The organism is Streptomyces vilmorinianum (genome assembly GCF_005517195.1).
In the GTDB taxonomy this organism is placed as follows: Bacteria; Actinomycetota; Actinomycetes; order Streptomycetales; family Streptomycetaceae; genus Streptomyces; species Streptomyces vilmorinianum.
The window spans coordinates 6,624,713-6,646,749 of the sequence record NZ_CP040244.1 but is presented as its reverse complement, the minus strand read 5'-3'; the positions used below and the strand labels follow the sequence as shown (position 1 = coordinate 6,646,749).

General features: G+C 72.8%; 23 protein-coding genes. 9 read left to right on the top strand and 14 right to left on the bottom strand.

Annotation, left to right across the window (positions count from 1 at the left end):
• Window positions 1-36: 36 nt before the first annotated feature.
• Complete coding sequence (locus tag FDM97_RS30745) at window positions 37-1,305, bottom strand: MFS transporter (protein WP_137993752.1); 1,269 nt, start codon at window positions 1,303-1,305, stop codon at window positions 37-39.
• A 63-nt stretch (window positions 1,306-1,368) separates the two neighbouring features.
• Here FDM97_RS30745 and FDM97_RS30740 point away from each other — a divergent pair, with 63 nt between their 5' ends.
• Window positions 1,369-2,322, top strand: coding sequence for a LysR family transcriptional regulator (locus FDM97_RS30740; RefSeq protein ID WP_137993751.1), 954 nt, complete (start codon window positions 1,369-1,371; stop codon window positions 2,320-2,322).
• Window positions 2,323-2,915: 593 nt separating this feature from the next.
• Here FDM97_RS30740 and FDM97_RS30735 read toward each other — a convergent pair.
• The gene (locus tag FDM97_RS30735) at window positions 2,916-3,692 is read right to left on the bottom strand and encodes an alpha/beta hydrolase (protein ID WP_137993750.1); all 777 of its coding nucleotides are present in this window, start codon (window positions 3,690-3,692) and stop codon (window positions 2,916-2,918) included.
• Window positions 3,693-3,807: 115 nt separating this feature from the next.
• Between FDM97_RS30735 and FDM97_RS30730 the strand changes: the two genes are divergently transcribed.
• Both FDM97_RS30730 and FDM97_RS30725 read left to right on the top strand, forming a co-directional pair.
• A complete protein-coding gene (locus FDM97_RS30730; RefSeq protein WP_137993749.1) occupies window positions 3,808-4,962 on the top strand; it encodes an adenosine deaminase in 1,155 nt (384 codons plus the stop codon).
• 174 nt (window positions 4,963-5,136) lie between these two features.
• On the top strand, window positions 5,137-5,499 hold the full coding sequence (locus tag FDM97_RS30725; protein WP_137993748.1) for a hypothetical protein: 363 nt from the start codon (window positions 5,137-5,139) through the stop codon (window positions 5,497-5,499).
• A gap of 98 nt (window positions 5,500-5,597) precedes the next feature.
• Here the strand turns inward: FDM97_RS30725 and FDM97_RS30720 are convergent, their stop codons facing one another.
• The 5 genes from FDM97_RS30720 to afsQ1 all read right to left on the bottom strand — a co-directional run bounded on the left by FDM97_RS30720 (window position 5,598) and on the right by afsQ1 (window position 9,353).
• On the bottom strand, window positions 5,598-5,798 hold the full coding sequence (locus tag FDM97_RS30720; RefSeq protein ID WP_137993747.1) for a PspC domain-containing protein: 201 nt from the start codon (window positions 5,796-5,798) through the stop codon (window positions 5,598-5,600).
• A 94-nt stretch (window positions 5,799-5,892) separates the two neighbouring features.
• Window positions 5,893-6,489, bottom strand: a complete 597-nt coding sequence (locus tag FDM97_RS30715; RefSeq protein WP_137993746.1) for a VanZ family protein — start codon at window positions 6,487-6,489, stop codon at window positions 5,893-5,895.
• A gap of 58 nt (window positions 6,490-6,547) precedes the next feature.
• Window positions 6,548-7,162, bottom strand: coding sequence for a hypothetical protein (locus tag FDM97_RS30710; RefSeq protein ID WP_137993745.1), 615 nt, complete (start codon window positions 7,160-7,162; stop codon window positions 6,548-6,550).
• Window positions 7,159-8,679 carry a sensor histidine kinase gene (locus FDM97_RS30705; protein ID WP_137993744.1) on the bottom strand — a complete coding sequence of 507 codons (1,521 nt, stop codon included), beginning with the start codon at window positions 8,677-8,679 and terminating at the stop codon, window positions 7,159-7,161. Before FDM97_RS30705 ends, FDM97_RS30710 begins: the two co-directional genes overlap by 4 nt.
• Window positions 8,676-9,353, bottom strand: a complete 678-nt coding sequence (gene afsQ1 / locus FDM97_RS30700; RefSeq protein WP_175439295.1) for a two-component system response regulator AfsQ1 — start codon at window positions 9,351-9,353, stop codon at window positions 8,676-8,678. The genes FDM97_RS30705 and afsQ1 overlap by 4 nt, the downstream gene beginning before the upstream one ends.
• 159 nt (window positions 9,354-9,512) lie before the next feature.
• Between afsQ1 and FDM97_RS30695 the strand changes: the two genes are divergently transcribed.
• Window positions 9,513-10,238 carry a SigE family RNA polymerase sigma factor gene (locus FDM97_RS30695; protein WP_137993741.1) on the top strand — a complete coding sequence of 242 codons (726 nt, stop codon included), beginning with the start codon at window positions 9,513-9,515 and terminating at the stop codon, window positions 10,236-10,238.
• A gap of 115 nt (window positions 10,239-10,353) precedes the next feature.
• On the opposite strand, the gene FDM97_RS30690 is transcribed toward FDM97_RS30695, so the two are convergent.
• Window positions 10,354-11,049, bottom strand: a complete 696-nt coding sequence (locus FDM97_RS30690; RefSeq protein ID WP_137993740.1) for a uridine kinase family protein — start codon at window positions 11,047-11,049, stop codon at window positions 10,354-10,356.
• A 54-nt stretch (window positions 11,050-11,103) separates the two neighbouring features.
• Between FDM97_RS30690 and FDM97_RS30685 the strand changes: the two genes are divergently transcribed.
• A complete protein-coding gene (locus tag FDM97_RS30685; protein ID WP_137993739.1) occupies window positions 11,104-11,499 on the top strand; it encodes a hypothetical protein in 396 nt (131 codons plus the stop codon).
• Here the strand turns inward: FDM97_RS30685 and FDM97_RS30680 are convergent.
• Together FDM97_RS30680 and FDM97_RS30675 are read right to left on the bottom strand one after the other, a co-directional pair.
• Window positions 11,429-12,967, bottom strand: a complete 1,539-nt coding sequence (locus FDM97_RS30680) for an MDR family MFS transporter (protein WP_254705809.1) — start codon at window positions 12,965-12,967, stop codon at window positions 11,429-11,431. The two genes, FDM97_RS30685 and FDM97_RS30680, sit on opposite strands and share 71 nt — an antisense overlap.
• 3 nt (window positions 12,968-12,970) lie before the next feature.
• Window positions 12,971-13,558, bottom strand: a complete 588-nt coding sequence (locus FDM97_RS30675; RefSeq protein ID WP_137993738.1) for an NADPH-dependent FMN reductase — start codon at window positions 13,556-13,558, stop codon at window positions 12,971-12,973.
• Between the two features lie 112 nt (window positions 13,559-13,670).
• Between FDM97_RS30675 and FDM97_RS30670 the strand changes: the two genes are divergently transcribed.
• The gene (locus tag FDM97_RS30670; RefSeq protein WP_137993737.1) at window positions 13,671-14,399 is read left to right on the top strand and encodes a TetR/AcrR family transcriptional regulator; all 729 of its coding nucleotides are present in this window, start codon (window positions 13,671-13,673) and stop codon (window positions 14,397-14,399) included.
• A 157-nt stretch (window positions 14,400-14,556) separates the two neighbouring features.
• On the opposite strand, the gene FDM97_RS30665 is transcribed toward FDM97_RS30670, so the two are convergent.
• Genes FDM97_RS30665 through deoC form a run of 3 tightly spaced genes read right to left on the bottom strand, consistent with a single transcriptional unit; the run spans window position 14,557 to window position 17,838 of the window.
• Entirely contained in the window at window positions 14,557-15,447 is an 891-nt protein-coding gene (locus FDM97_RS30665; RefSeq protein ID WP_137993736.1) for an aldehyde dehydrogenase family protein, read from the bottom strand.
• A complete protein-coding gene (locus FDM97_RS30660; RefSeq protein WP_137993735.1) occupies window positions 15,440-16,876 on the bottom strand; it encodes an aldehyde dehydrogenase family protein in 1,437 nt (478 codons plus the stop codon). The genes FDM97_RS30665 and FDM97_RS30660 overlap by 8 nt, the downstream gene beginning before the upstream one ends.
• 5 nt (window positions 16,877-16,881) lie before the next feature.
• Window positions 16,882-17,838, bottom strand: coding sequence for a deoxyribose-phosphate aldolase (deoC, locus tag FDM97_RS30655; RefSeq protein WP_137993734.1), 957 nt, complete (start codon window positions 17,836-17,838; stop codon window positions 16,882-16,884).
• 254 nt (window positions 17,839-18,092) lie between these two features.
• Here deoC and FDM97_RS30650 point away from each other — a divergent pair, with 254 nt between their 5' ends.
• The 3 genes from FDM97_RS30650 (at window position 18,093) to FDM97_RS30640 (ending at window position 20,706) form a co-directional block, all read left to right on the top strand.
• A complete protein-coding gene (locus tag FDM97_RS30650; RefSeq protein ID WP_137993733.1) occupies window positions 18,093-19,256 on the top strand; it encodes a hypothetical protein in 1,164 nt (387 codons plus the stop codon).
• A gap of 132 nt (window positions 19,257-19,388) precedes the next feature.
• A complete protein-coding gene (locus tag FDM97_RS30645; protein ID WP_137993732.1) occupies window positions 19,389-20,030 on the top strand; it encodes a class F sortase in 642 nt (213 codons plus the stop codon).
• 34 nt (window positions 20,031-20,064) lie between these two features.
• Window positions 20,065-20,706, top strand: coding sequence for a PH domain-containing protein (locus FDM97_RS30640; RefSeq protein WP_137993731.1), 642 nt, complete (start codon window positions 20,065-20,067; stop codon window positions 20,704-20,706).
• A gap of 32 nt (window positions 20,707-20,738) precedes the next feature.
• On the opposite strand, the gene FDM97_RS30635 is transcribed toward FDM97_RS30640, so the two are convergent.
• The gene (locus FDM97_RS30635; protein WP_137993730.1) at window positions 20,739-21,923 is read right to left on the bottom strand and encodes a hypothetical protein; all 1,185 of its coding nucleotides are present in this window, start codon (window positions 21,921-21,923) and stop codon (window positions 20,739-20,741) included.
• Window positions 21,924-22,037 lie beyond the last annotated feature (114 nt).

The window sequence follows — 22,037 nt, the reverse complement described above, 5'->3', positions numbered from 1 at the left end:
GGGGGAGCGGTGCGGTTGTACGTTCCCGCTACGGATTCAGTGAGCCGTACGGACCTGGAAGCGCCGGGCCTCCAGGCGGGCGCTGTGGGTCCCGTACAGCGTGATCGACACGACGCCGAGGACCGCGATCAGGCCCAGCAGGACCGTGCCCGCCCAGCCGCCGGAGTGGAAGGCGACCGCGCCCAGCGTGCCGCCCGCGCTGCTGCCCAGGTAGTACGCGGACTGGTAGAGCGCCGAGGCCTGCGCGCGGCCGGTCTTCGCGGTCCGGCTCACCGCGGAGGAGGCGACCGCGTGCCCGGCGAAGAAGCCGGCCGTGATCAGGACCAGGCCGAGCAGGACCGCGGCCAGGCTGTCGGCGAGGGAGAGCAGCAGGCCCGCCGCGGTCGTGGAGACCGCCAGGTAGAGCGCCCCGCGCCGGCCGAGGCGGCCGACCAGCTTCCCGGCCGCGGCCGAGGAGACCGTACCGACGAGGTAGACCAGGAAGATCGAGCCGATCACGCCCTGCGGGAGCGAGAACGGGGCCTCGACGAGGCGGTAGCCGATCACGGTGTAGACCGCGCCGAACACCGTCATGAACAGCGCGCCGATCGCGTACAGGCGCATCAGCAGCGGGTCGGCGAGGTGGGTGCGGACCGTCGCCGCCAGCGCCTTCGGGTTGAGCGAACCGGGCGTGAAGTGACGGGCCTTGGGGATCAGGAGCCGGAAGACGACCGCGCAGACGACCGCCATCAGACCGACCGCGAGGAGCCCGGCACGCCAGCCGCCCAGCTGGGCCGCCCAGCCGGTGACGATCCGGCCGCTCATGCCGCCGAGGGAGTTGCCCGCGACGAACAGGCCGATCGCGGCGATCAGCGCCTTCGGCCGCACCTCCTCGGCCAGGAACGCCATCGCGGAGGCGGGCAGGCCCGCGAGCGCCGCGCCCTGCACCGCCCGCAGGGCGACCAGCCACTCCAGGTTCGGGGCGAAGGGGACGAGGAGGCCGACGGCGGTCGCGACGGCGAGCGAGGCGGTCATCAGCGTGCGCCGGCCGAAGCGCTCGGAGAGGGCGCTCATCGGGAGGACGAGGAGGGCGAGGGCGCCGGTCGCGGCGGAGACCGTCCAGGAGGCGGCGGAGGCGGTGGCGCCGAACTCCGCGGAGATCGCGGGGAGGAGGGCCTGGGTGGAGTAGAGGAGCGCGAAGGCGGCGAGACCGGCGGCGAAGAGGGCGAAGCTCATGCGGCGGTAGCCGGGAGCGCCGGGGGAGAGGCGGGTGTCGAGGGCGGCGGCCGTGCTGGTGGCGGCCGCCTTGGTACTGGCGGAAGGCATGCGTCGAACGTAGGCCGACCAGGTTTCATGCGTCCAATGCACGGAACTGCTGTAATCGTTCCCATGGCGCATGAGTACAGGTCACAGGGTTGGCTGTCACCGAACAGTAACGAAGAAGACATGGGACTGCTGCTCGCGCCACGGCTCGCGTACTTCGCGGCCGTGGCCCGGCACGAGCATGTGACCAGGGCGGCCGCCGAGATGGGGGTGCCGCAGTCGACGCTCTCGCGGGCGATGGTCCGGCTCGAACAGGACCTGGGGGTGGCCCTGTTCGCCCGCAAGGGCCGTACGGTCTCGCTCACCCCGGCCGGCCGCCGCTTCCTCACCTCCGCCGAGCGCGCCCTGGCGGAGGTCGAGCGGGCCGCGGACTCCGTACGCGCGGACGCGGACCCGGCGGCCGGGCGGGTCGCCTTCGGCTTCCTGCACACGATGGGCTCGGAGACGGTGCCGGGCCTCATCCGGGCCTTCCGCGTGGACCACCCCCGGGTGCGGTTCACGCTGGTCCAGAACTACGGCGAGGCGATGATCGAGCGGCTACGCGCCGGGGACCTGGACCTGTGCCTGACCTCGCCCGTGCCCGACGCCCCGGACCTGGTCGCCCGCCGCATCGACGAACAGCGCCTGCGCCTGGTGGTGCCCGACGACCACCGGCTCGCCGCGCGCAAGCGGGTCCGCCTCGCGGAGGCCGCCGAGGAGACCTTCGTGACCCTGGAACCCGGCTACGGCCTGCGCCGCATCACCGACGACCTGTGCGCCGAGGCCGGCTTCAAACCCCGCGTCGCCTTCGAGGGCGAGGAGGCCGAGACCCTGCGGGGCCTGGTCGCCGCCGGCCTGGGCGTCGCCCTCCTCCCCCCACCGGCGGTCCCCCGCCCGGGCGTCGTCGAACTCAACGTGACGGCCCCCCGCGCCATCCGCGAAATCGGCGTCGCCTGGCTCGACGGCCACCCGGACACGGCCCCGGTGGCCGCCTTCAAGAAGTTCCTCCTGAGCAAACGAGGCAACCTGCTCCCGGAGTAACGCCCCCACCCGCGACGGCGCGTAGCTGCCCCCTGCTGGCGGGCGGGGCGCTGGTCCGGGTCTTCGCGGCGCGTGGGGCTGCGGCGATGCCCCCGCCGGGGTGCTCGCGGCGCGCGGCAGCCGCTTCCGGCCGCGGGCCAGGCGGGGCCGGCCGGCCCAGATCCTCGACTTCAGGACCTGGCACGTGGCACGGGCCGGCCCCCGCCGGCGAGACCCGGCCGTGCCGGCGCACCGGATCCTCGACGTCAGGACCTGGCACGTGGCAGGCGCCGGCCACCGCCGGCGAGACCCGGCCGTGCCGGCGCACCGGATCCTCGACTTCAGGACCTGGCACGTGGCACGGGCCGGCCACCGCCGGCGAGACCCGGCCGTGCCGGTGCACACCGCACGGCGCGGCGGGCGAGCCGGTTCCGGCCGGGGGCGGGGACGGCATCGCCCTCGGTGGCCGTGGTGCGGACGTCCGCCGCGCCGGCGTCCCGGATGCCCCCCGCGTGCTCGCGGCGCGAAGCTGCCGCGTCGGGGGTGCGGGGGGCGGAGCCCCTGGTCTCGTCAGAGTTTCGGGGAGGGGTGGGGTGGGGGAGATCCCCCGCCCCCTACCGGCGCGGCGGCCGGCCGAAGCCCGCCGCCAGGGGCATGCGCAGTCCCAGCGGCGGCGGAGCCGCCAGCGCGTCGGCGACCGGGCGGGCGTACGGGCGGGAGAAGAGCGAGCCGAGCACGAAGTCCGCGGCCAGGGCGCGGACTTCCTCGTGGTACTGGCGCAGCGCGTGGCCGTCCGAGTGCACCTCGAACCGGCACGTGTCGCGGTTCGCCTTCTTCGCCCGCTCCGCCAGCCGGTACGACAGTTCCGGGTCCGTCCGCGCGTCGTTCGTGCCGTGCACGATCAGGACCCGCCGCCCCACCAGCTGCCGCACCGGCTCCGGCTCCGCCGCCACGTCGGCCTCCGGCAGCCACGGCGCCAGCGCGAGCACCGCGTCCACCGCCGTGTGCCCGGCCGCCCGCAGCGCCGCCCGCGCGCCCATCCCGTGGCCCGCCAGACAGACCGGGACGTCGCCGTAGCGCCGTACCGCCTCCGCCACCGCCCAGGACGCGTCCGCGGCCAACTGGGCGTCCGCACCGTTCCAGCCGCGCCCCCGGTAGCGCACCACGTGCGCCACCAGACCGTCCCCCTGCCCCGCCCTGACCAGGTGCCGGCCCAGCGGCAGCAGCGCCGCGTGCGCCCGGAGCGAGGCGCCCCGCGCGGAGGCCGGCTCCCCGTCCGGAAGGAGCAGGACCACACCGCCCACCGCCGTACCGGGGTGCGATGCGCCGACGGGCCGTCCGAGCCGGGGTGTCCGGCTGCCGGCAGTCCCTACGAGTGCGGAGTGCGCCATGGCAGAACAGTCTCAGAAGCCGAGGTGTACGCCATCCGTACGCGCGGTCACTGTTACGTATCGACAAGCGAGTTGAGGAGGGGCGCTCTACGCGCGTAGGGGCTAGAGTGCGGCAATGACGAGCCAGATCCCCAACGTCCCCACCGCGGACCAGATCCGCCGCGCCCCGAAGGTGCTCCTCCACGACCACCTCGACGGCGGACTGCGCCCCGGCACGATCATCGAACTCGCCCTCGCCCAGGGCTACGACAACCTCCCCGAGACCGAGCCCGACAAGCTCGGCATCTGGTTCCGCGAGGCCGCCGACTCCGGCTCGCTGGAACGCTATCTGGAGACCTTCGCGCACACCTGCGCCGTCATGCAGACCCGCGAGGCCCTCGTCCGCGTCGCCGCCGAGTGCGCGGTGGACCTCGCGGAGGACGGTGTCGTCTACGCCGAGGTGCGCTACGCCCCCGAGCAGCACCTGGAGGCCGGGCTCACCCTGGAGGAGGTCGTCGAGGCCGTCAACGAGGGCTTCCGCGAGGGCGAGCGGCGGGCCAGGGCCAACGGCCACCGCATCCGCGTCGGCGCGCTGCTGACCGCCATGCGGCACGCCGCCCGCGCCCTGGAGATCGCCGAACTCGCCAACCGCTACCGCGACTCCGGCGTCGTCGGCTTCGACATCGCGGGCGCCGAGGCCGGCTACCCGCCCACCCGCCACCTCGACGCCTTCGAGTACCTCAAGCGGGAGAACAACCACTTCACGATCCACGCCGGCGAGGCCTTCGGGCTGCCGTCCATCTGGCAGGCCCTGCAGTGGTGCGGCGCCGACCGGCTGGGCCACGGCGTCCGGATCATCGACGACATCGAGGTCGCCGAGGACGGCTCGGTGCGGCTCGGCCGGCTCGCCGCGTACGTGCGGGACAAGCGCATCCCGCTGGAGATGTGCCCGAGCTCCAACCTGCAGACCGGTGCGGCCACCTCCATCGCCGAGCACCCGATCGGCCTGCTCCGCCGGCTGCACTTCCGCGCCACCGTCAACACCGACAACCGGCTCATGAGCGGCACGAGCATGAGCCGGGAATTCGAGCTGCTGATCGAGGCATTCGATTACACGCTCGACGACATGGCGTGGTTCACGGTCAATGCGATGAAATCAGCGTTCATTCCTTTCGATGAACGTCTCGCGATGATCAATGACGTCATCAAGCCTGGATATGCCGAGCTGAAGTCCGAATGGCTGTTCCAGCAGACCGCCACGACCAGCGAGTCTTCCAGCCCGACGGAGTGAGGGCAGGCTTCGGGAGAAGGGGTGAGGCGGCCGCGGGACACGTCCCCGGCCGCCTTTCGGTGTTTGCGGGAGCGTCACTCGGTGGCTAGTTTGCAGAGCTGCTCTGCATTCCCCGGATTTCCCTGCTTTCCCCGAAGCTCCAAAATCCTCAAAATCCCCAAGGATGACTTTCTGATGAAGCAGTCTGCCGCCAAGACGCTCGGTGTCGCCGCTCTCGGTGCCGCTTTCGCCGCTGCCGCCGCCGGCACGGCCGCCGCCGCCCCGGCCGCGCCCGCCGTCCCCGACGCGCTCGGCCTGGTCACCCAGACCGTGCCGCTGGGCGACGGTCTCACCGAGCTCCCCGACGGCGCCGCCGAGTCCCTCGCCTCCGGCCAGAACGCCCTCGGCTCGGGCGCCGCGACCCTCCCGGCCACGGTCGACCACGCCACGAAGAACATCCCGCTCGACAACGCCACCGGCGCGCTCGGCAGCGCCTCCCCGGTCGGCGGCCTGCTCGGCGGCCTCCCCGTGAACGGCGGACTGCCGCTCATCGGCTGACCCACCCCGTGCACGCCGATGGGGCGTCCACCCGGACCGGGTGGACGCCCCATCGGCGTACGTGCGAGTCGGTCGCTCCTAGCAGGCCCTACCTGGCCCTACCAGGCCGTGCTCGCCGACTTCTCGGCCGGCAGCAGCATCCACAGCGCCAGGTACAGCAGGAACTGCGGACCGGGCAGCAGGCACGAGACGAGGAAGATGACCCGCATGGTGGTGGCCGAGGTGCCGAAGCGCCGTGCCAGCGCTGCGCACACTCCGCCGATCATGCGTCCGTCACGGGGGCGGGCAAGTGCGGCCATGGTGGGCTCCTTCGAGAGGCATCCGGAGAGAGCCGCTGCGTCGGGCTCCCTGATGACTCCATGGTCGCCCCGGACGGGGGGACAAAGCGTCGGTCTACGGGGCGATCCCGACCCTGGTAATCGTCGGGGTAGGCCCCTGAGAACCCTCGTCCCGCAGCAGGGCGGGACCCCGGCCCCGCCTGGTCCCCGAGGAGGACCGGCCCGGCCCGCCCTCCCTCCGGCGGCTGTCCCTCCGGCGGCGCAGCCGCGCCCGCCCCGCGGGGACGACGAGCACATGGGCCAGGGCGACCCCGGCGGTGTTCAGGAGCAGCGAGTCCACGTCCACGACCTGCCCGGGGACGGCCGTCTGCAGCAGCTCGACGGCGAGCGACACCAGCGCCCCGGCCGCGACGGTACGGGCCAGGGACGCCCACGGCGACACATGAAGCCGCCCGTCGGCCATCGGGAGCAGGACCCCGAGCGGGGCCAGGAGCAGTAGCCCCTCGCCGATCCGCCGGGCCGCCTCGGCCGGGCCGAGTACGAGATCCGCCTTGATCCCGGCCAGTGGGGTCAGGTTCGGCGCCGTCACCCAGGCCACGTCCCGTGGGCGGAGTGTCACCCAGGCGACGAGCAGCAGATGCGCGAGGAGGAGGGCGAACCCCGCCACGCGTACGACCACGGCGGCACTGCCGCCCGAACCTTGACGCTGCACGCCCCACAAGACGCGCCCCGTCCCGGAATCGGTTCCGCCGGGGACCGGAACAAACGCTTCAGGAAGCAGAAGGGCTCGGAACGGCCGTCGTCGGCGCCGCCGACTCCGGTCGCTCCCGCAGCTCGGTCGTGCACGCGTAGCGGCGCGGCGGGTAGCGGCCCGGGCCGCCGAGGACCACGGTCTCCTCGCCCGCCCCGGCCGAACTGTGCGCGAAGGTGCAGACGATCTGCGACAGCGCGGTCGCCGTCAGATCCTCCGGCTGCCGGCTCAGCCGCAGGGTGTCCGCGGGATCGCCCTTCTGCCCGCCGACGACGACCAGCGGCCCCTTCACCGCCGTCGAGAACCCGGCCTCCTGCTCGCTCTGCGACGGCTCGCTCTGCAACTGCGCGAGCAGCGCGGACGCGGTCCGCACCGGGTCCCCGCCCGCCTTCTCCTCCGGCAGCGGCGACCGCCGGTCGACCGCCTCCAGCTGCGAACCGCACAGCAGGAAGACCCGCACCGGGATGCCCGTCGTCTGGATGGCGACCTCCTCACCCGAGACGCTGCACGGCACCCGAGAGGGGGCCGGACCCGCGTCCACGGGCACCGACGTCGTCCTGATCCCGCACCCGGAAGCGAACGCGGCCGCCACGACGACCGCCGCCAGCACTCCCGTACGGCGAAGCCGTCTCAAGTCTCCTCCACCTCGCCCTGCTCGCCGCCGTCCGGAGTCCCCGCATCGGCGTCGGCGTCGGCGTCCTGCGGCAGACGCAGGACGAACACCGCGCCGTCGCCGTCCGGCGAGTTCGCGGCCGTGATCGAACCGCCGTGGATCAGCGCGTTCTCCATCGCGATCGACAGACCCAGACCGCTGCCGTCCGACCGGGGCCGCGACGCGCTCGCCTTGTAGAACCGGTCGAAGACATGCGGCAGGACCTCCTCCGGGATGCCCGGACCGTGATCCCGTACCTCGATCACCAGCTCCTGGCCCTCCGTATGGATCGCGACGCGCACCGGCGATCCGCCGTGCTTGAGCGCGTTGCCGATCAGATTCGCCAGGATCACGTCGAGCCGGCGCGGGTCGAGCCGCGCCATGATCCCGCGCTCGGCGTCCAGCTCCACGGCGTCCAGCCAGGCCCGCGCGTCGATGCACGCGGTGACCTGGTCGGCGACGTCGACGTCGTCGAGGACGAGCCGGGCGGTGCCCGCGTCGAAGCGGGTCACCTCCATCAGGTTCTCCACCAGGTCGTTGAGCCGCCGCGTCTCGCTCACCACGAGCGCCACGGCCGGCGCGATCATCGGGTCGAGGGAGTCCTGCTCGTCCTCCAGGACCTCCGTCACGGCCGTCAGCGCGGTCAGCGGGGTCCGCAGCTCGTGGGACATGTCCGCGACGAAGCGCCGGCTGGACTCCTCCCGCGCGCTCATGTCGGCGACCTTCTTCTGCAGCGACTCGGCCGCGCTGTTGAACGTCCGCGACAGATCGGCCAGTTCGTCCGTGCCCGAGACCCGCAGCCGGGTGTCGAGCTTCCCCTCGCCCAGCTGCCTGGCCGCCTCGCCGAGCCGGTGCACCGGCCGCAGGACGGTGGTGGCGGCGGCCTGCGCGAGCAGCGCGGAACCGACCAGCGCGAGCGCCGTCGCGATCCCCAACGACCAGGCGAGCGAGTTCAGATCGGCCCGCTCGGCCTCCAGCGACTTGAACATGTAGCCCGTCGGCCCGCCGCCGTCGACCTTCGTCCCGCCGACCAGATACGGCGTCTGGCCGCGCTGCGTGCGCTGCCAGAACAGGTGGTACGGGTGGGCGTTGCCCTCCTTGACCGGCCGCTCGGTCTCCACCGCGTCCTGCAGCGAGGACGGTACGTCGGCCAGCGTGAAGGTGTCCGGGTCCGAGGCCCCGACGATCGGCTTGCCCGCGTCCCGCTCCCCGAGCAGCAGCACGCTGTATCCGGCGCTCCCGTCGGCCATCTGCTCGGCGGTACGCCGCAGATCCTCCTCGGAGGGATGCAGCGGCAGCGTCGCGGCCCGGTTCTGCATCTCCTGCCGGAAGTCGTTCAGGGCCCCGTCCTGCGTGCGGGTCAGGACCGCCTCACGGTTCAGCCAGTACGCGATCCCGGAGGCGGACACGGCGGCGGTCAGCGCCACGAGCGCGAAGACGACGACCAGACGCAGCCGCAGGCTGGTGAAGCGCAGGCCCGCGAATATCCCCTTTCTCACGCAGGGACATCCAGCCGGTAGCCCACGCCCCGCACGGTGCGGATCAGGGTCGGCGAGGACGGCACGTCCTCCACCTTGGCGCGCAGCCGCTGGACGCACGCGTCCACCAGCCGCGAGTCGCCCAGGTAGTCGTGCTCCCACACCAGACGCAGCAGCTGCTGACGCGACAGGGCCTGTCCCGGCCGCCGGCTCAGCTCCAGGAGCAGCCGCAGCTCGGTCGGCGTGAGCTGCAGGTCCTCCCCGTTCTTCGTCACCGTCATCGCCGAACGGTCGATGACGAGCGAGCCGAAGGTCGCCGAGTCGGTGGACTCCCGCTCACCACGCCGCAGTACGGCCCGGATCCGGGCGTCGAGGACCCGCCCCTGGACCGGCTTGACGACATAGTCGTCCGCCCCGGACTCCAGGCCGACGACCACATCGATGTCGTCGCTGCGCGCGGTCAGCAGAATGATCGGCAGCTGGTCGGTGCGCCGGATGCGCCGGCACACCTCGAAGCCGTCGATCCCGGGCAGCATGACGTCCAGGACGACGAGGTCCGGACGCTGCTCGCGGAGCAGTTTGAGGCCGTCCTCGCCCGTCGCCGCGGTGGCCACACGGTGGCCCTGGCGTGACAGGGAGAGTTCGAGGGCCGTGCGGATGGCGTCGTCGTCCTCGATCAGCAACAGGAAAGGCACGGGCGCCATTCTGTCCCATGAGCCATCGGAGTTCGACCGCGCGGGCGGACCCGGCCCTGTGACACGCCTGTGACAGTCGGCGGACACCGCGATGAAGTGGGCCGGGCAAGCTTCTTGGCACACGGACAGAAACACACTCCAACCGACGGGGGGCGCGAGATGAACGCACTGCACAGCACCACCTCAAGCGCAGTTGTCACGCGTCTCCACGATGTCGTCGTGCGGAGCACGGAGAAGTCCGGCGCGGTGAACGGGCGGGGGTGCGTTCGCAGCGTCGGGCGTCAGCACAAGGCGCCGTACATGGTGGCCGTGGCTGACGGGGGAGCGGCGTACGGGGAGGTCAAGGGGGAGCGGCAGTCGCTGTCGGAGGCGGAGTTCACCGCCTACGTCCAGGAGCGCCGCGCCTCCCTGTACGCCACCGCCTACCACCTGACCGGGGACCGCTTCGAGGCCGAGGACCTGCTGCAGAGCGCGCTGTTCTCGACGTACCGGGCGTGGGACCGGATCAGCGACAAGGCGGCGGTCGGCGGCTACCTGCGCCGCACCATGACGAACCTGCACATCAGCGCGTGGCGCCGGCGCAAGCTCAACGAGTACCCGACGGAGGAGCTGCCGGAGACGGCGGGCGACACCGACGCGATGCGCGGGACCGAGCTGCGGGCGGTGCTGTGGCAGGCCCTGGCCCGGCTGCCCGAGCTCCAGCGCACGATGCTGGTGCTGCGCTACTACGAGGGCCGTACGGATCCGGAGATCGCGGAGATCCTGGACATCAGTGTCGGCACGGTGAAGTCGAGCATCTGGCGCTCCCTGCGCCGGCTGCGCGAGGACGAGGTCCTGAGCTTCGGCCGTGACGAGGAGGAGTCCTTCGGCGAGCTGGTGGCCTGAAGGCACGGGGGGCAACGGGGGCAACGGGGGAAACACGGGGGACGTACGGGGGAAACGGACGCGGGTCGGACAAGCCGGGGGGGCTTGTACGACCCGCGTTCTGTCGTCGGGGGCGTCAGCGCGCCGCAGGGGTGCGGTGGCGGCCCGCCGCCGCCGCGGCGAGGCGGCCCAGGGCCTCCTGCTTGGCGCAGGGGTGGGCGCCGAGCGCCGTCTGGCGGGCCACGATCGAACGCTCGGAGCGCATCAGGCGCCAGCCGCGGCGCAGCAGGAACGGGACCGACTTGCGGCCCTCCTTCAGATCGCGCACGAGCCGGCGGCGGAACGTCGTCGACGGGCGGCCCCGCAGGCACAGCGCGTCGGCGAGCACCCCGAGCTCCTCGCAGCGGCGCACGATCTCCGCCGCGAAGATCCCCTCGGCGACGAACAGCGGCGTACGGCCGATGTCCAGGGCGTCGTGGTCCACGCGCGCGCTGGTGGCGATGTCGTACACGGGGACGTCCGTCCGTCCCGTACGGCACAGCTCCACGATCGCGGCGACGGCGGCGTCCGCGTCCCACGAACGTGGGGAGTCCCAGTCGATGTCGGCGCTGCCCGCGACCAGCGGGAGTGTCGGGTCGTCGCCCTCCTTGTAGAAGTCGTCGAGGCGCAGTACCGGGAGGCCGGTGACGGCGGCGAGGGACGACTTGCCGGAGCCTGAGGGGCCCGCGAGCAGGACGACACGGGTCGGGATCGGTTGGGAACTCACGGGACACCAGTGTGAAGCATTCCCCCGGGCAGGGGACCCCCGAGGGAGGGCGTTGGTATCGAGCATCACACCTCAACTACGCTCGGTGTCTCTCCGATTACTCAACGCCGAAGGAATCCCATGGCGCGTCACGCACAATCCAGGACCTCCCGTCGCAGCGCCCTGCTGAAGGCCGGGCTGACGGCGACGGCGGCGGGCGCCGCGGTGCTCGGCGCGGGCGCCGCGGCGGCCCAGGCGGCCCCGGCTCCGGCGCCGCTGCCACTGGGCACGCTCGCCGGCAGCGACGCGGTCGCGGCGCTCGGGGCCACCGGCCACGCCGTCGGTCCGCTGACCAGCCTCCAGCTCGACCCGCTGGCCAACACCGGGGTCGACCCGCTGGACAACGGACTCGGCACCCAGGTCGCCGACTTCAAGCCCGTGGGCACGAACCTGGTGACGGACCACGTCACGAAGGGCGGCGCGCTGGACGATCTGCCGCTGGTCGGTGAGGTGACGGGGATGCTTCCCGCGAACTAGCGCCCCCGGGGGCCTCCGCGGGCGCGGTCCGCAGGGGGATCTCCCGTACGAACCAGGCCGCGGCGAAGGCGAGCGCGGCCAGCACGGCCGTCCCCAGGAGCACCCCGTGCAGCCCGCTCGTCACCGCCGCCGCGAACTCCTCCCGTACCGGCGCGGGGAGCTCCCGCAGCCGGTCCGGGGTCAGCCGGGTGTCCTTCCCGGCGAGCCGGGCGGTGAAGACCGCGCCGAGCGTCGCGACGCCCAGCGAGCCGCCGATCGTACGGACCAGGGTGACGGTTCCGCTGGCCGCGCCCATGTCGCGCGGCTCCGCGCTGTTCAGGGTGATCAGCAGCGTCGACTGCATGAGGAAGCCCATGCCGGCGCCGACGATCAGGGTCAGCGCGGAGGCGACGGGGGTGGGGGTGGCGACGTCGAGCGTGAGCAGGGCGAGCGCGCCGGCCGTCATCAGGGCGCCGCCGAGGATCGGGTGGACGCGGTAGCGGCCGGTGCGGCCGATGATCCGGCCCGTCACCAGCTGCACGCCGAGCATGCCGAGCATGAGCGGCAGCAGGAGCAGCCCGCTGGCCGTCGACGACTGGCCGCGCGCGAACTGAAGGTACTGCGGCAGGTAGTTCATCGCGGCGAGCATGCCCGCGCCGACGAGGAAGCTGAGGACCTGGGCGAGGGTGAAGTTGCGGCTGCGGAAGAGGCGGGGCGGGATGACGGGCTCCTCGGCCCGCCGCTCGGCCCGGACGAACAGGGCGAGCGCCGCGGCCGCGACCGCGCCCAGGCCCAGGATCTGTGGCGAGGCCCAGCCGTGGGCGGTGCCGGCCCAGCTCGCGAGCAGGGTCAGGGCGAGGATGGCGAGCGTGAGCAGCAGGGCGCCGGGCCAGTCGACGCGGGCCCGGATCCGCTCGGTGCGGACCCGGATGGCGAGGCCGACGATCAGCAGGGCGGCGAGGCCGACGGGCACGTTGACGTAGAACGCCCAGCGCCAGCTGAGATGGTCGGTGAGGAAGCCGCCGAGCAGCGGCCCGCCGACGAAGGCGATCGGCAGCATGGCCGCGCTGATCGACTGCACCTTGGCGCTGTCGCGCGGGGCGACGAGCACACCGATGAGGGCGAACGCGCCGACCATCAGGCCGCCCGCGCCGATGCCCTGGAGGGCGCGGAACGCGATGAGCTGCCCCATGGTCTGGGCGAGTCCCGAGAGGACCGAGCCGGCGAGGAAGACGGCCACGGAGGCGAGATAGGCGCCCTTGCGTCCGTACAGATCGCCGCACTTGCCCCAGAGAGGTGTGGCGACGGCCGTGGTGAGGAGGTAGGAGGTCACCACCCAGGAGAGCTCGTCGAGGCCGCCGAGCTCCCCGGCGATGGTGGGGAGCGCGGTGCCGACGATGGTGCCGTCGAGGGTGGCGAGGACGATGCCGAGCATGAGCCCGGAGATCCCCAGGTAGGGGATGCGCGAGGTTTCCTGAGGAGTCGTCATGGCTCAGGCCGCGTAGGGCTTCTTGGTGCGGGCCTCGCGCAGGGCCTCGGCCCACCAGGCGAGTTGGTCGAGCATCGACTTCGCGGCGGTGTCGGCCGCGGGGTCGGTCGCCTGGCCCTCGGCGTCGAACCGGCCCCAGACGCCCTGGAGTCCGACCGCCTCGCGGATGGTGACGGCGTGCAGTTCGGCGAAGACCGCGCGCAGATGCTCGACCGCGCGCAGGCCGGCGGAGAAGCCGCCGTACGCGACGAAGCCGACGGGCTTGGCGTGCCACTCCCTGTTGTGCCAGTCGATGGCGTTCTTCAGGGACGCGGGAAAGCTGTGGTTGTACTCGGGCGTGACGACGACGAAGGCGTCGGCGGCGGCCAGGCGCGGCGAGACGGCGGCGAGCAGGGCGCGGTCCTCGGCGGCGGTGGGCGCCTGGCCGAGCTGCGGGAAGACGGTGGGCAGCGGGGTCTCGGCGAGGTCGATCAGATCGGTGGTCATGTCGGGGCGGGCGGCGGCGTGCGCGAGCACCCAGTCGGCGACGACGGGGCCGAGGCGGCCGTCGCGGGTGGAGCCCTGGATCACGGCGATGCGGAGCGGGTTCATGGGTCCCTCAGCGGTTGCGTGTGTACGGCGTATCCGTTGGGTGTACAACGTACACGCGAGTGTGTACGGCGTCTACTGGGCATACGCTGTACGCGAGGAGAGGGAGGCCGACGTGGCGAAAGAGGACGAGACGAACAAGGTGTCGCTGTGGGAGCGCCTGGAGCGGCCCACGGCGACGCCACGGGCTTCCCTGACCCCCCAGCGCATCGCCTCGGTCGCGATCGAGGTCGCCGACCGCGAGGGCATGGCCGCCGTCACCATGCGGCGGATCGCCACCGAGCTGGGAGTCGCGCCCATGGCCGCGTACCGGCACGTGGCGGGCAAGGACGAACTGTGGGCGGTCATGGTCGACCAGGTCTCGGGCGAGCTGGAACCGGGGGAGGAGACGACGGGCTGGCGCGAGACGCTGCGCGCGTACGCGGTCTCGACGCGGGAGTCGATGCTGCGCCACCCCTGGCTGGCCCAGCTGCCGGCCCCGTTGTTCGCGATCACCCCGAGGCGGATGGCCGCGGCGGAACGTCAGTTGGCGTCACTGGACGGGCTCGGCCTGGACGTCGACACGATGATGGCCGCGTTTCGCGCGGTGAGCGCGTATGTGCACGGGGCGACGCAGGCGGAGGTGTCGCTCGCCCAGTACATGAAGGAACAGGGCTGGGAGAACGGCGACGACACGCGCCGCGGGCTCGCCCCGCAGATGTCGTACCTGATGGAGACGGGCCGCTACCCGACGTACCGCCGCTACACGCAGGGCGCGGCGCGCAAGGACGACGCGGGGTGGCAGTTCGAGACGGGCTTGGAGTGCGTGCTGGACGGCGTAGCGGCGAGGTTGGGGCTCGACTGACGCTGTTGTGAGCGGCTCAACGCCACGACGCGCGGCGCCCGTTGCTCGGGCCTGGACGACGTGTGCGCCCCAGGCCCACGGGGCGAACGGCCGGGAGAGCGCAGCGCGCCCCGGGGGTGTGCCAGATGCCCACCACCCCCGGGGCGGGTGACGTCGTCTAGTACGCGGAGCCGCTCGCGCCCAGAGAGCCCGTGGGGTGCCAGACCGTCTTCGTTTCCAGGAAGGCCGTCAGGCGGCGCGTGTCCGGGGACTCCGAGAAGTCGACGGGGGCCGGGCGCAGGACGCGCTTGAGGTTGTCCGCCGCCGCGATCTCCAGGTCGCGCGCCAGATCCGTGTCCGCGCCCGTCAGGTCGATCGCGTTCACGTCCTGGTGGGCCGCCAGGTGCGGGCCCATCTCCGCGGCCTTGCCGGAGAGGATGTTGACGACTCCGCCCGGCAGGTCGGAGGTGGCCAGCACCTCGCCCAGGGACAGGGCCGGCAGCGGTGCCTTCTCGCTCGCGACGACGACCGCCGTGTTGCCGGTCGCGATCACCGGGGCGACGACCGAGACCAGGCCCAGGAACGACGAGTCCTGCGGGGCCAGTACCGCCACCACGCCCGTCGGTTCGGGCGTCGAGAGGTTGAAGTACGGGCCCGCGACCGGGTTCGCCCCGCCCACGATCTGGCCGATCTTGTCCGTCCAGCCCGCGTACCAGACCCAGCGGTCGATCGCCGCGTCGACGACCACGGCCGCCTTGGACTTCGACAGGCCCTCCGCGTCCGCGACCTCGCGGACGAACTGGTCCCGGCGGCCCTCCAGCATCTCGGCGATGCGGTAGAGGATCTGGCCGCGGTTGTACGCCGTCGCGCCCGACCAGCCGCCGAAGGCCTTGCGGGCCGCGACGACCGCGTCACGGGCGTCCTTGCGGGAGGAGAGAGGCACGTTCGCCAGCCACTTGCCCTTGGGGTCGGTCACCTCGTACACCCGGCCGCTCTCGGAGCGGGGGAACTTGCCCCCGACGTACAGCTTGTAGGTCTTGAAGACGCTCAGACGGGTCACGTCAGACATCGAGGTAGGCCTCCAGACCGTGACGGCCGCCCTCGCGGCCGAAGCCCGACTCCTTGTAGCCGCCGAAGGGCGAGGTCGGGTCGAACTTGTTGAACGTGTTGGCCCAGACGACACCGGCCCGGAGCTTGCTCGCGACCGCGAGGATGCGCGAGCCCTTCTCCGTCCAGATGCCGGCCGACAGGCCGTACTGGCTGTTGTTCGCCTTGGCGACCGCCTCGTCCGGCGTACGGAACGTCAGCACGGACAGGACCGGGCCGAAGATCTCGTCGCGGGCGACGGTGTGCGCCTGCGTGACGTTCGTGAAGAGCGTCGGGGCGAACCAGTAGCCGGCGGACGGGATCTCGCAGGCCGCCGTCCAGCGCTCGGCGCCCTCCGACTCGCCCTGCTCCACCAGCGAGGTGATGCGGGAGAGCTGCTCGGCCGAGTTGATGGCGCCGATGTCCGTGTTCTTGTCCAGCGGGTCGCCGAGGCGCAGCGTCGAGAGGCGGCGCTTCAGCGAGTCGAGCAGCTCGTCGTGGATCGACTCCTGGACCAGCAGGCGCGAACCCGCGCAGCAGACCTGGCCCTGGTTGAAGAAGATGCCGTTGACGATGCCCTCGACGGCCTGGTCGATCGGGGCGTCGTCGAAGACGATGTTCGCGCCCTTGCCGCCCAGCTCCAGGGTGACCTTCTTGTGCGTGCCCGCGACCGAGCGCGCGATGGCCTTGCCGACCGCGGTCGAACCGGTGAAGGCGACCTTGTTCACGTCCGGGTGCTCGACGAGCGCGGCGCCCGTCTCGCCGTAACCGGGAAGGATGTTGACGACACCCTTCGGCAGTCCGGCCTGGCGGCAGATGTCCGCGAAGAAGAGCGCGGAGAGCGGGGTCGTCTCGGCGGGCTTCAGGACGACCGTGTTGCCGGTCGCGAGCGCCGGGGCGATCTTCCACGCCAGCATCAGCAGCGGGAAGTTCCACGGGATGACCTGGCCGGCCACGCCCAGCGGCCGCGGGTTCGGGCCGTAGCCCGCGTGGTCGAGCTTGTCGGCCCAGCCCGCGTAGTAGAAGAAGTGCGCGGCGACCAGCGGGAGGTCCGCGTCGCGGGTCTCCTTGATCGGCTTGCCGTTGTCCAGGGTCTCCAGGACGGCGAGCTCGCGGCTGCGCTCCTGGATGATCCGGGCGATACGGAAGAGGTACTTGGCGCGCTCGGAGCCGGGCAGCGCCGACCACTTGTCGAACGCCTTGCGTGCCGCCTTCACCGCGCGGTCGACGTCCTCGGCGCCCGCCTGGGCGACCTCGGAGAGGACCTCCTCGGTGGAGGGGGAGACGGTCTTGAAGACCTTGCCGTCGGCCGCGTCGACGAACTCGCCGTCGATGAACAGGCCGTACGACGGAGCGATGTCGACGACGGAGCGGGACTCGGGCGCCGGTGCGTACTCGAATACAGATGCCATGTTGATCAGTCCACCGTCACGTAATCGGGGCCGGAGTAGCGGCCGGTCGCCAGCTTCTGACGCTGCATGAGCAGGTCGTTGAGCAGGCTGGAGGCACCGAAGCGGAACCAGTGGTTGTCCAGCCAGTCCTCGCCGACGGTCTCGTTGACCAGGACCAGGAACTTGATGGCGTCCTTCGTGGTGCGGATGCCGCCCGCCGGCTTCACGCCGATCTGGACGCCGGTCTGCGCGCGGAAGTCGCGCACGGCCTCCAGCATGAGGAGCGTGTTGGCCGGGGTGGCGTTGACCGCGACCTTGCCGGTCGAGGTCTTGATGAAGTCCGCGCCCGCCATCATGCCGAGCCAGGAGGCACGGCGGATGTTGTCGTACGTGGACAGCTCGCCGGTCTCGAAGATCACCTTGAGCCGTGCGGGGCCGGAGGCCTCCTTCACGGCCCGGATCTCCTCGTAGACCTTCATGTAGTCGCCCGCGAGGAAGGCGCCGCGGTCGATCACCATGTCGATCTCGTCGGCCCCGGCGGCGACGGCGTCACGGGTGTCCGCGAGCTTCACGGGGAGCGCGGCGCGGCCGGCCGGGAAGGCGGTGGCGACGGAGGCGACCTTGACGGCGGAGCCCTTCAGGGCCTCCTTCGCCGTGGCCACCATGTCGGGGTAGACGCAGACCGCGGCGGTCGTCGGGGTCGTACGGTCGGTCGGATCGGGGTTGACGGCCTTGGCGGCGAGCGCCCGGACCTTGCCCGGGGTGTCCGCGCCTTCGAGCGTCGTCAGGTCGATCATGGAGATGGCCAGGTCGATGGCGTACGCCTTGGCCGTGGTCTTGATCGAGCGGGTGCCGAGGGACGCGGCGCGCGCCTCCAGGCCGACGGCGTCGACGCCGGGCAGCCCGTGGAGGAAGCGGCGCAGCGCACTGTCGGACGCGGTCACGTCGGAGAATGCGGGTGCTGCGGATGCAGTGGTGGGCATGGTCACCAGTCGAGCATATCTACGCGCGTAGCGGCCTGTACAGCCCCGCGCTCGTACGCGCCTGCGAATCCCCAGGTGAGCGCGGGGGACGTGAGGCCTGTCACACGCCTGTGACAGGGAGCGGACGGCTCCTCCATACAAGATCATTAAATTCTTTCCTGCAGCCAGCCAGAACTCACCGGCCCCAACCGAACGAGATGTCAGCGGCATGCGGCTCTTCCTCACCCGACCTGTTCTGATCCACAGGAGTCGTTATGCGCACCGCCCTTCGCACCGCCGTCGCCACCGCCCTCCTCGCAGGCGTCGCGATCACCCCGGCCCTCACCGCCGGTGCCGCCTTCGCCGCCGACGTGAAGCCCGCCGACGTGAAGCCCGCCGGCACCGCCGAGAGCGCCGGCACCCTCGTTCGGACCGAGACCCTCTCCGGCGGCACCATCGCCAAGATCTACAAGGTCGACGCGCTCCACCACCGCGCCGAGCTCTTCTTCGGGGTCCACCCGGTCGGTGTGCTCGACGCCGACACCCGCCCCGCCGCCGGCAACGACAACGGCGCCTTCTTCGTCCTCTTCGAGGACGGCCGCACCCTCCACTGGACCGGCAACTACGTCCCCGGCGCGGAGCCCGGCACGTACAGGCTCGCCGACGGCACCGTCCTCGAACTCGCCGAGAAGGACGGCCGTTACGGCCTCCAGCTGATCGAGAACGGCCAGGGCCGCGGCTTCACCTACCTGAACGGCGACCGGGCGGTCTGGACGTACGGCAAGGCCGTGGTGGTCCTGGAGCAGGACGGCGGGTTCGCCGCGTACATCCCCGGCTCCACGAAGCAGGCGGCGCCCGCGCTGGTGAGCACCGGCACCCCGACCCCCAAGCCCACCCCGTCGCAGTCCACCCCGTCGCAGTCCACGCCGACGCCGACGCCGACCCCGTCCCCCTCCCAGGACGGCTGCGTCGTCACGCAGGTCATCCCCTCGGTCTTCCTCGACGACGAGCTGAAGATCTTCCTGACCAACGACCCGGTCAAGGGCCCGAAGGCCGTGCTGAAGGACCTGGACGGCACGGTGGGCGCCACCGTCGACCGCAACCGGCCCGTCGACGAGGCCAACGGTCTCAAGATCGTGGGCGCCGACACCGCCACCCCGAAGCTCGGCCAGCGCACCCAGGGCGGCGACACGCCGTACCGCTACACCGACTTCCCGAAGCTCCCGAAGGACTGCGCGCCCACCACCGCTCCCTCCGCAGGCCACCAGAACACGCAGACCACCGTCGTGCCCAAGGGCGGCGTCGCGGCCGGTGCCGAGGTCGGCAACGGCACGGACGACACGGCGCTGATCGTGGCCGGCGCGGGCGCGGCCTCCGTCGCCGCCGCGGGCCTCGGCTTCGTCGCGCTGCGCCGCCGCACCGCCGGCGCCCGCGGCTGACCCGCGCCCGCGCCCGCACCCGCACCACCCACCCACCCCTGCCATTGACCCGAGCAGGCGCACCACCCCACCCCAGGGCCGGCCGTCGCACACCCCGTGCGGCGGCCGGCCACACCCCGTTCGGAGCCGCCCGTGAACCGCCGTACCGCCCCCGCCCTCCTCGCCGCCGTCACGGCCGCCGTCGCCGTGGTCGCGCTCGCGGGCTGCGGTGCCGAGAGCGCGCCGCCCCAGACCGCGACCCCGCCCGCGAAGGTGTCGCCGACCGCCGCGCCCGCCCCGACGGCGCGGCCCGCCGCCACGCCCCTGCCGCGCTCCACGCCGGTCCGGGTCCAGCTGCCCGCCGCCGGCGTCGACACCGGCCCCACCGGCCCCGTCCTGGAGCTGGGCCTGGCCGCGGACGGCACGGTCGAGGTCCCCTCAGAGGCGGACGCCGAACGCATCGGCTGGTACGACAAGGGCGTCACGCCCGGCGAGACCGGCCCCGCGATCCTGATCGGCCACTTCGACACCGCGCGCGGCCCCGCCGTACTCAAGAACGTCGCCAAGGTCCGTGTGGGCGACGAGATCACCGTCACCCGCGCCGACGGCACCACCGCCGTCTTCCGGGTGCGCGAGCTGGAGCAGGTGGACAAGAAGACGTTCCCGACGCAGAAGGTGTACGGGGACACCCCGCGGCCCGAACTGCGGCTGATCACCTGCGGGGGAGAGCTGGTCGACGGCCACCGGCCCGACAACATCATTCTCTACGCCGACATGGTCACCCGAGCCGCTTGAGCCGAGCGCCGGGCGCTGAGGCAGAATCGGCCGCATGACGACCCCCGAGCCGCCCCAGCCGTCCGACGAGCCGGCCTCCGCCGACCGCGTCTTCCGTTCGAACTCCGGGATCGCGGGCGGCGTCCTGCTGCTCGGCCTCACCGCCTGGTTCTGCGGTGACGCGATGATCAGGGGCGAGGGCCGCACGCCGTGGCTGGCCCTGGCGGGCCTGCTGCTCGTGGTGCCGCTCGTCGTGGCGTTCACGGTCCGGCCCGCGGTGTACGTCAACGAGGACCGGCTCCGGATCCGCAACCCCTTCCGGTACATCACCCTGCCCTGGGCCGCGGTCGCCGACGTGCGCGCCGGCTACTCCAGCGAGGCCTTCACCCGCGACGGGGCCAAGTACCAGCTCTGGGCCGTCCCCGTCTCGCTGCGCCAGCGCAAGAGCGCGGCCCGCCGCCAGGCGCGCGCCGCCCAGGACGACCCGCACGGCCGCACCTCCGTCTCCGCCGACGTACGGGACTCCAAGTCCCGGCTCGCCCCGGCCGACCAGACCATCGCCGACCTCCGCGACCTCGCCGAGCACTGCGGCTCCCGCCCGACCGCCCAGGGCGAGCCGCAGGTGCGCTGGGCGTACGAGATCATCGCCCCGGCGGTGGCCGGGCTCGTCCTCATGGTGATCCTGCTGGCGGTCTGACCCGGCGGTCGGCAGCCCGCGTCAGGGAGGGCTCACGGCGGCCCCGGCCAGACCAGGAGCATGTGCCCGCCCAGCCACGCCGAGGACAGGGCCGCGCCCGCGAGCACCAGGGCCGCCACATGGCGGCGGGCCCGGCAGATCGCGAGCGCCGGCGGCAGCAGCAGCGGGAAGGCGGGCAGCAGGAAACGGGCGCGCGGGAAGTACACGCCCCCGCTGCCGAGGACCACCAGGAGCAGCACGCCCGCGAAGACGAGCAGAGGCAGCGGCTGGCGGTCGGCGACACAGAGCGGGAACAGCGCCGCGGCGGCGATCAGCACGAGCGAGACGACGACCAGGAACAGCTGAGGATCCTGGGCGTAGACGAGATGGGCGCGCAGCCGCCGCAGGGTCACCGCGCCGCCGTCCCATTCGTTGCTCCAGGCCTTCTGGACCGCGAAGTAGCCGTCCCAGCGGCCCAGTCGCAGCCCCACCCAGCCGACGTAGCCCAGCCAGCCCAGCGGGGCGGCGAGAGCGGCGGCGAGCGCCGGCCGGCTGCCGCGCCGCGCGGCGAGGAGCCCGGCGACGCTCACCGCCGCCGCGACCGCGACACCGGTCGGCCGGGTCAGCCCCGCCGCGACCGCGAGAGAGGCCGCCCACGCCCAGCGCCCGTCCAGGGCCGCGTACAGCGCCCAGGCGGCGAGCGCGGTGAACAGCGACTCCGTGTACCCCATCCACTGGACGGCGGCCACCGGCAGCGCGCCCCAGAGCACCGCGAGGACCGTCCCCGCCCGGCGCCCGTACAGCCGGTCCCCGACCGCGAAGACGCCCCAGGCGGCGGCCAGCGAGCAGAGCACCGCGAGGACGAGACCGACGGAGGCGCGCGAGCCCGGGGTGACGGCCGCGAACGCCTTGACGAGCGCCGGGTAGAGCGGGAAGAAGGCCATGATCCGGTGGCCGCCCGGTTCGCCGGGCTCGGGCTCGTACCCGTGGTCGGCGATGGCGAGATACCAGCGCGAGTCCCAGGAGGTGGCCAGCGTGGGCCAGACGCCGTGCCCCTGCAGATGCACCCAGCGCGTGATCACCAGGAGCCCCAGGAGCCGCACGCCGACATAGCCGAGCAGCGCGGGCGCCGCGTGCCGCAGCGCGCCGCGCACCCGCTCCGGGAGATCCGCGCGGCGCGGGGACGGCAGTCCCCGCGAGGCGGGGACGGTCGGTCGGGCGGTCAGGACCGGGGGCACTGCGGCGGCTCCAGGGGCGCTCGGCGGGATACCGGGGTCACCCTGGCCCGGACCACCTGATCGCGGGACGCGCGTTACCTCCGTTGCCGTACCGAATTCACCCGTACGGGAATG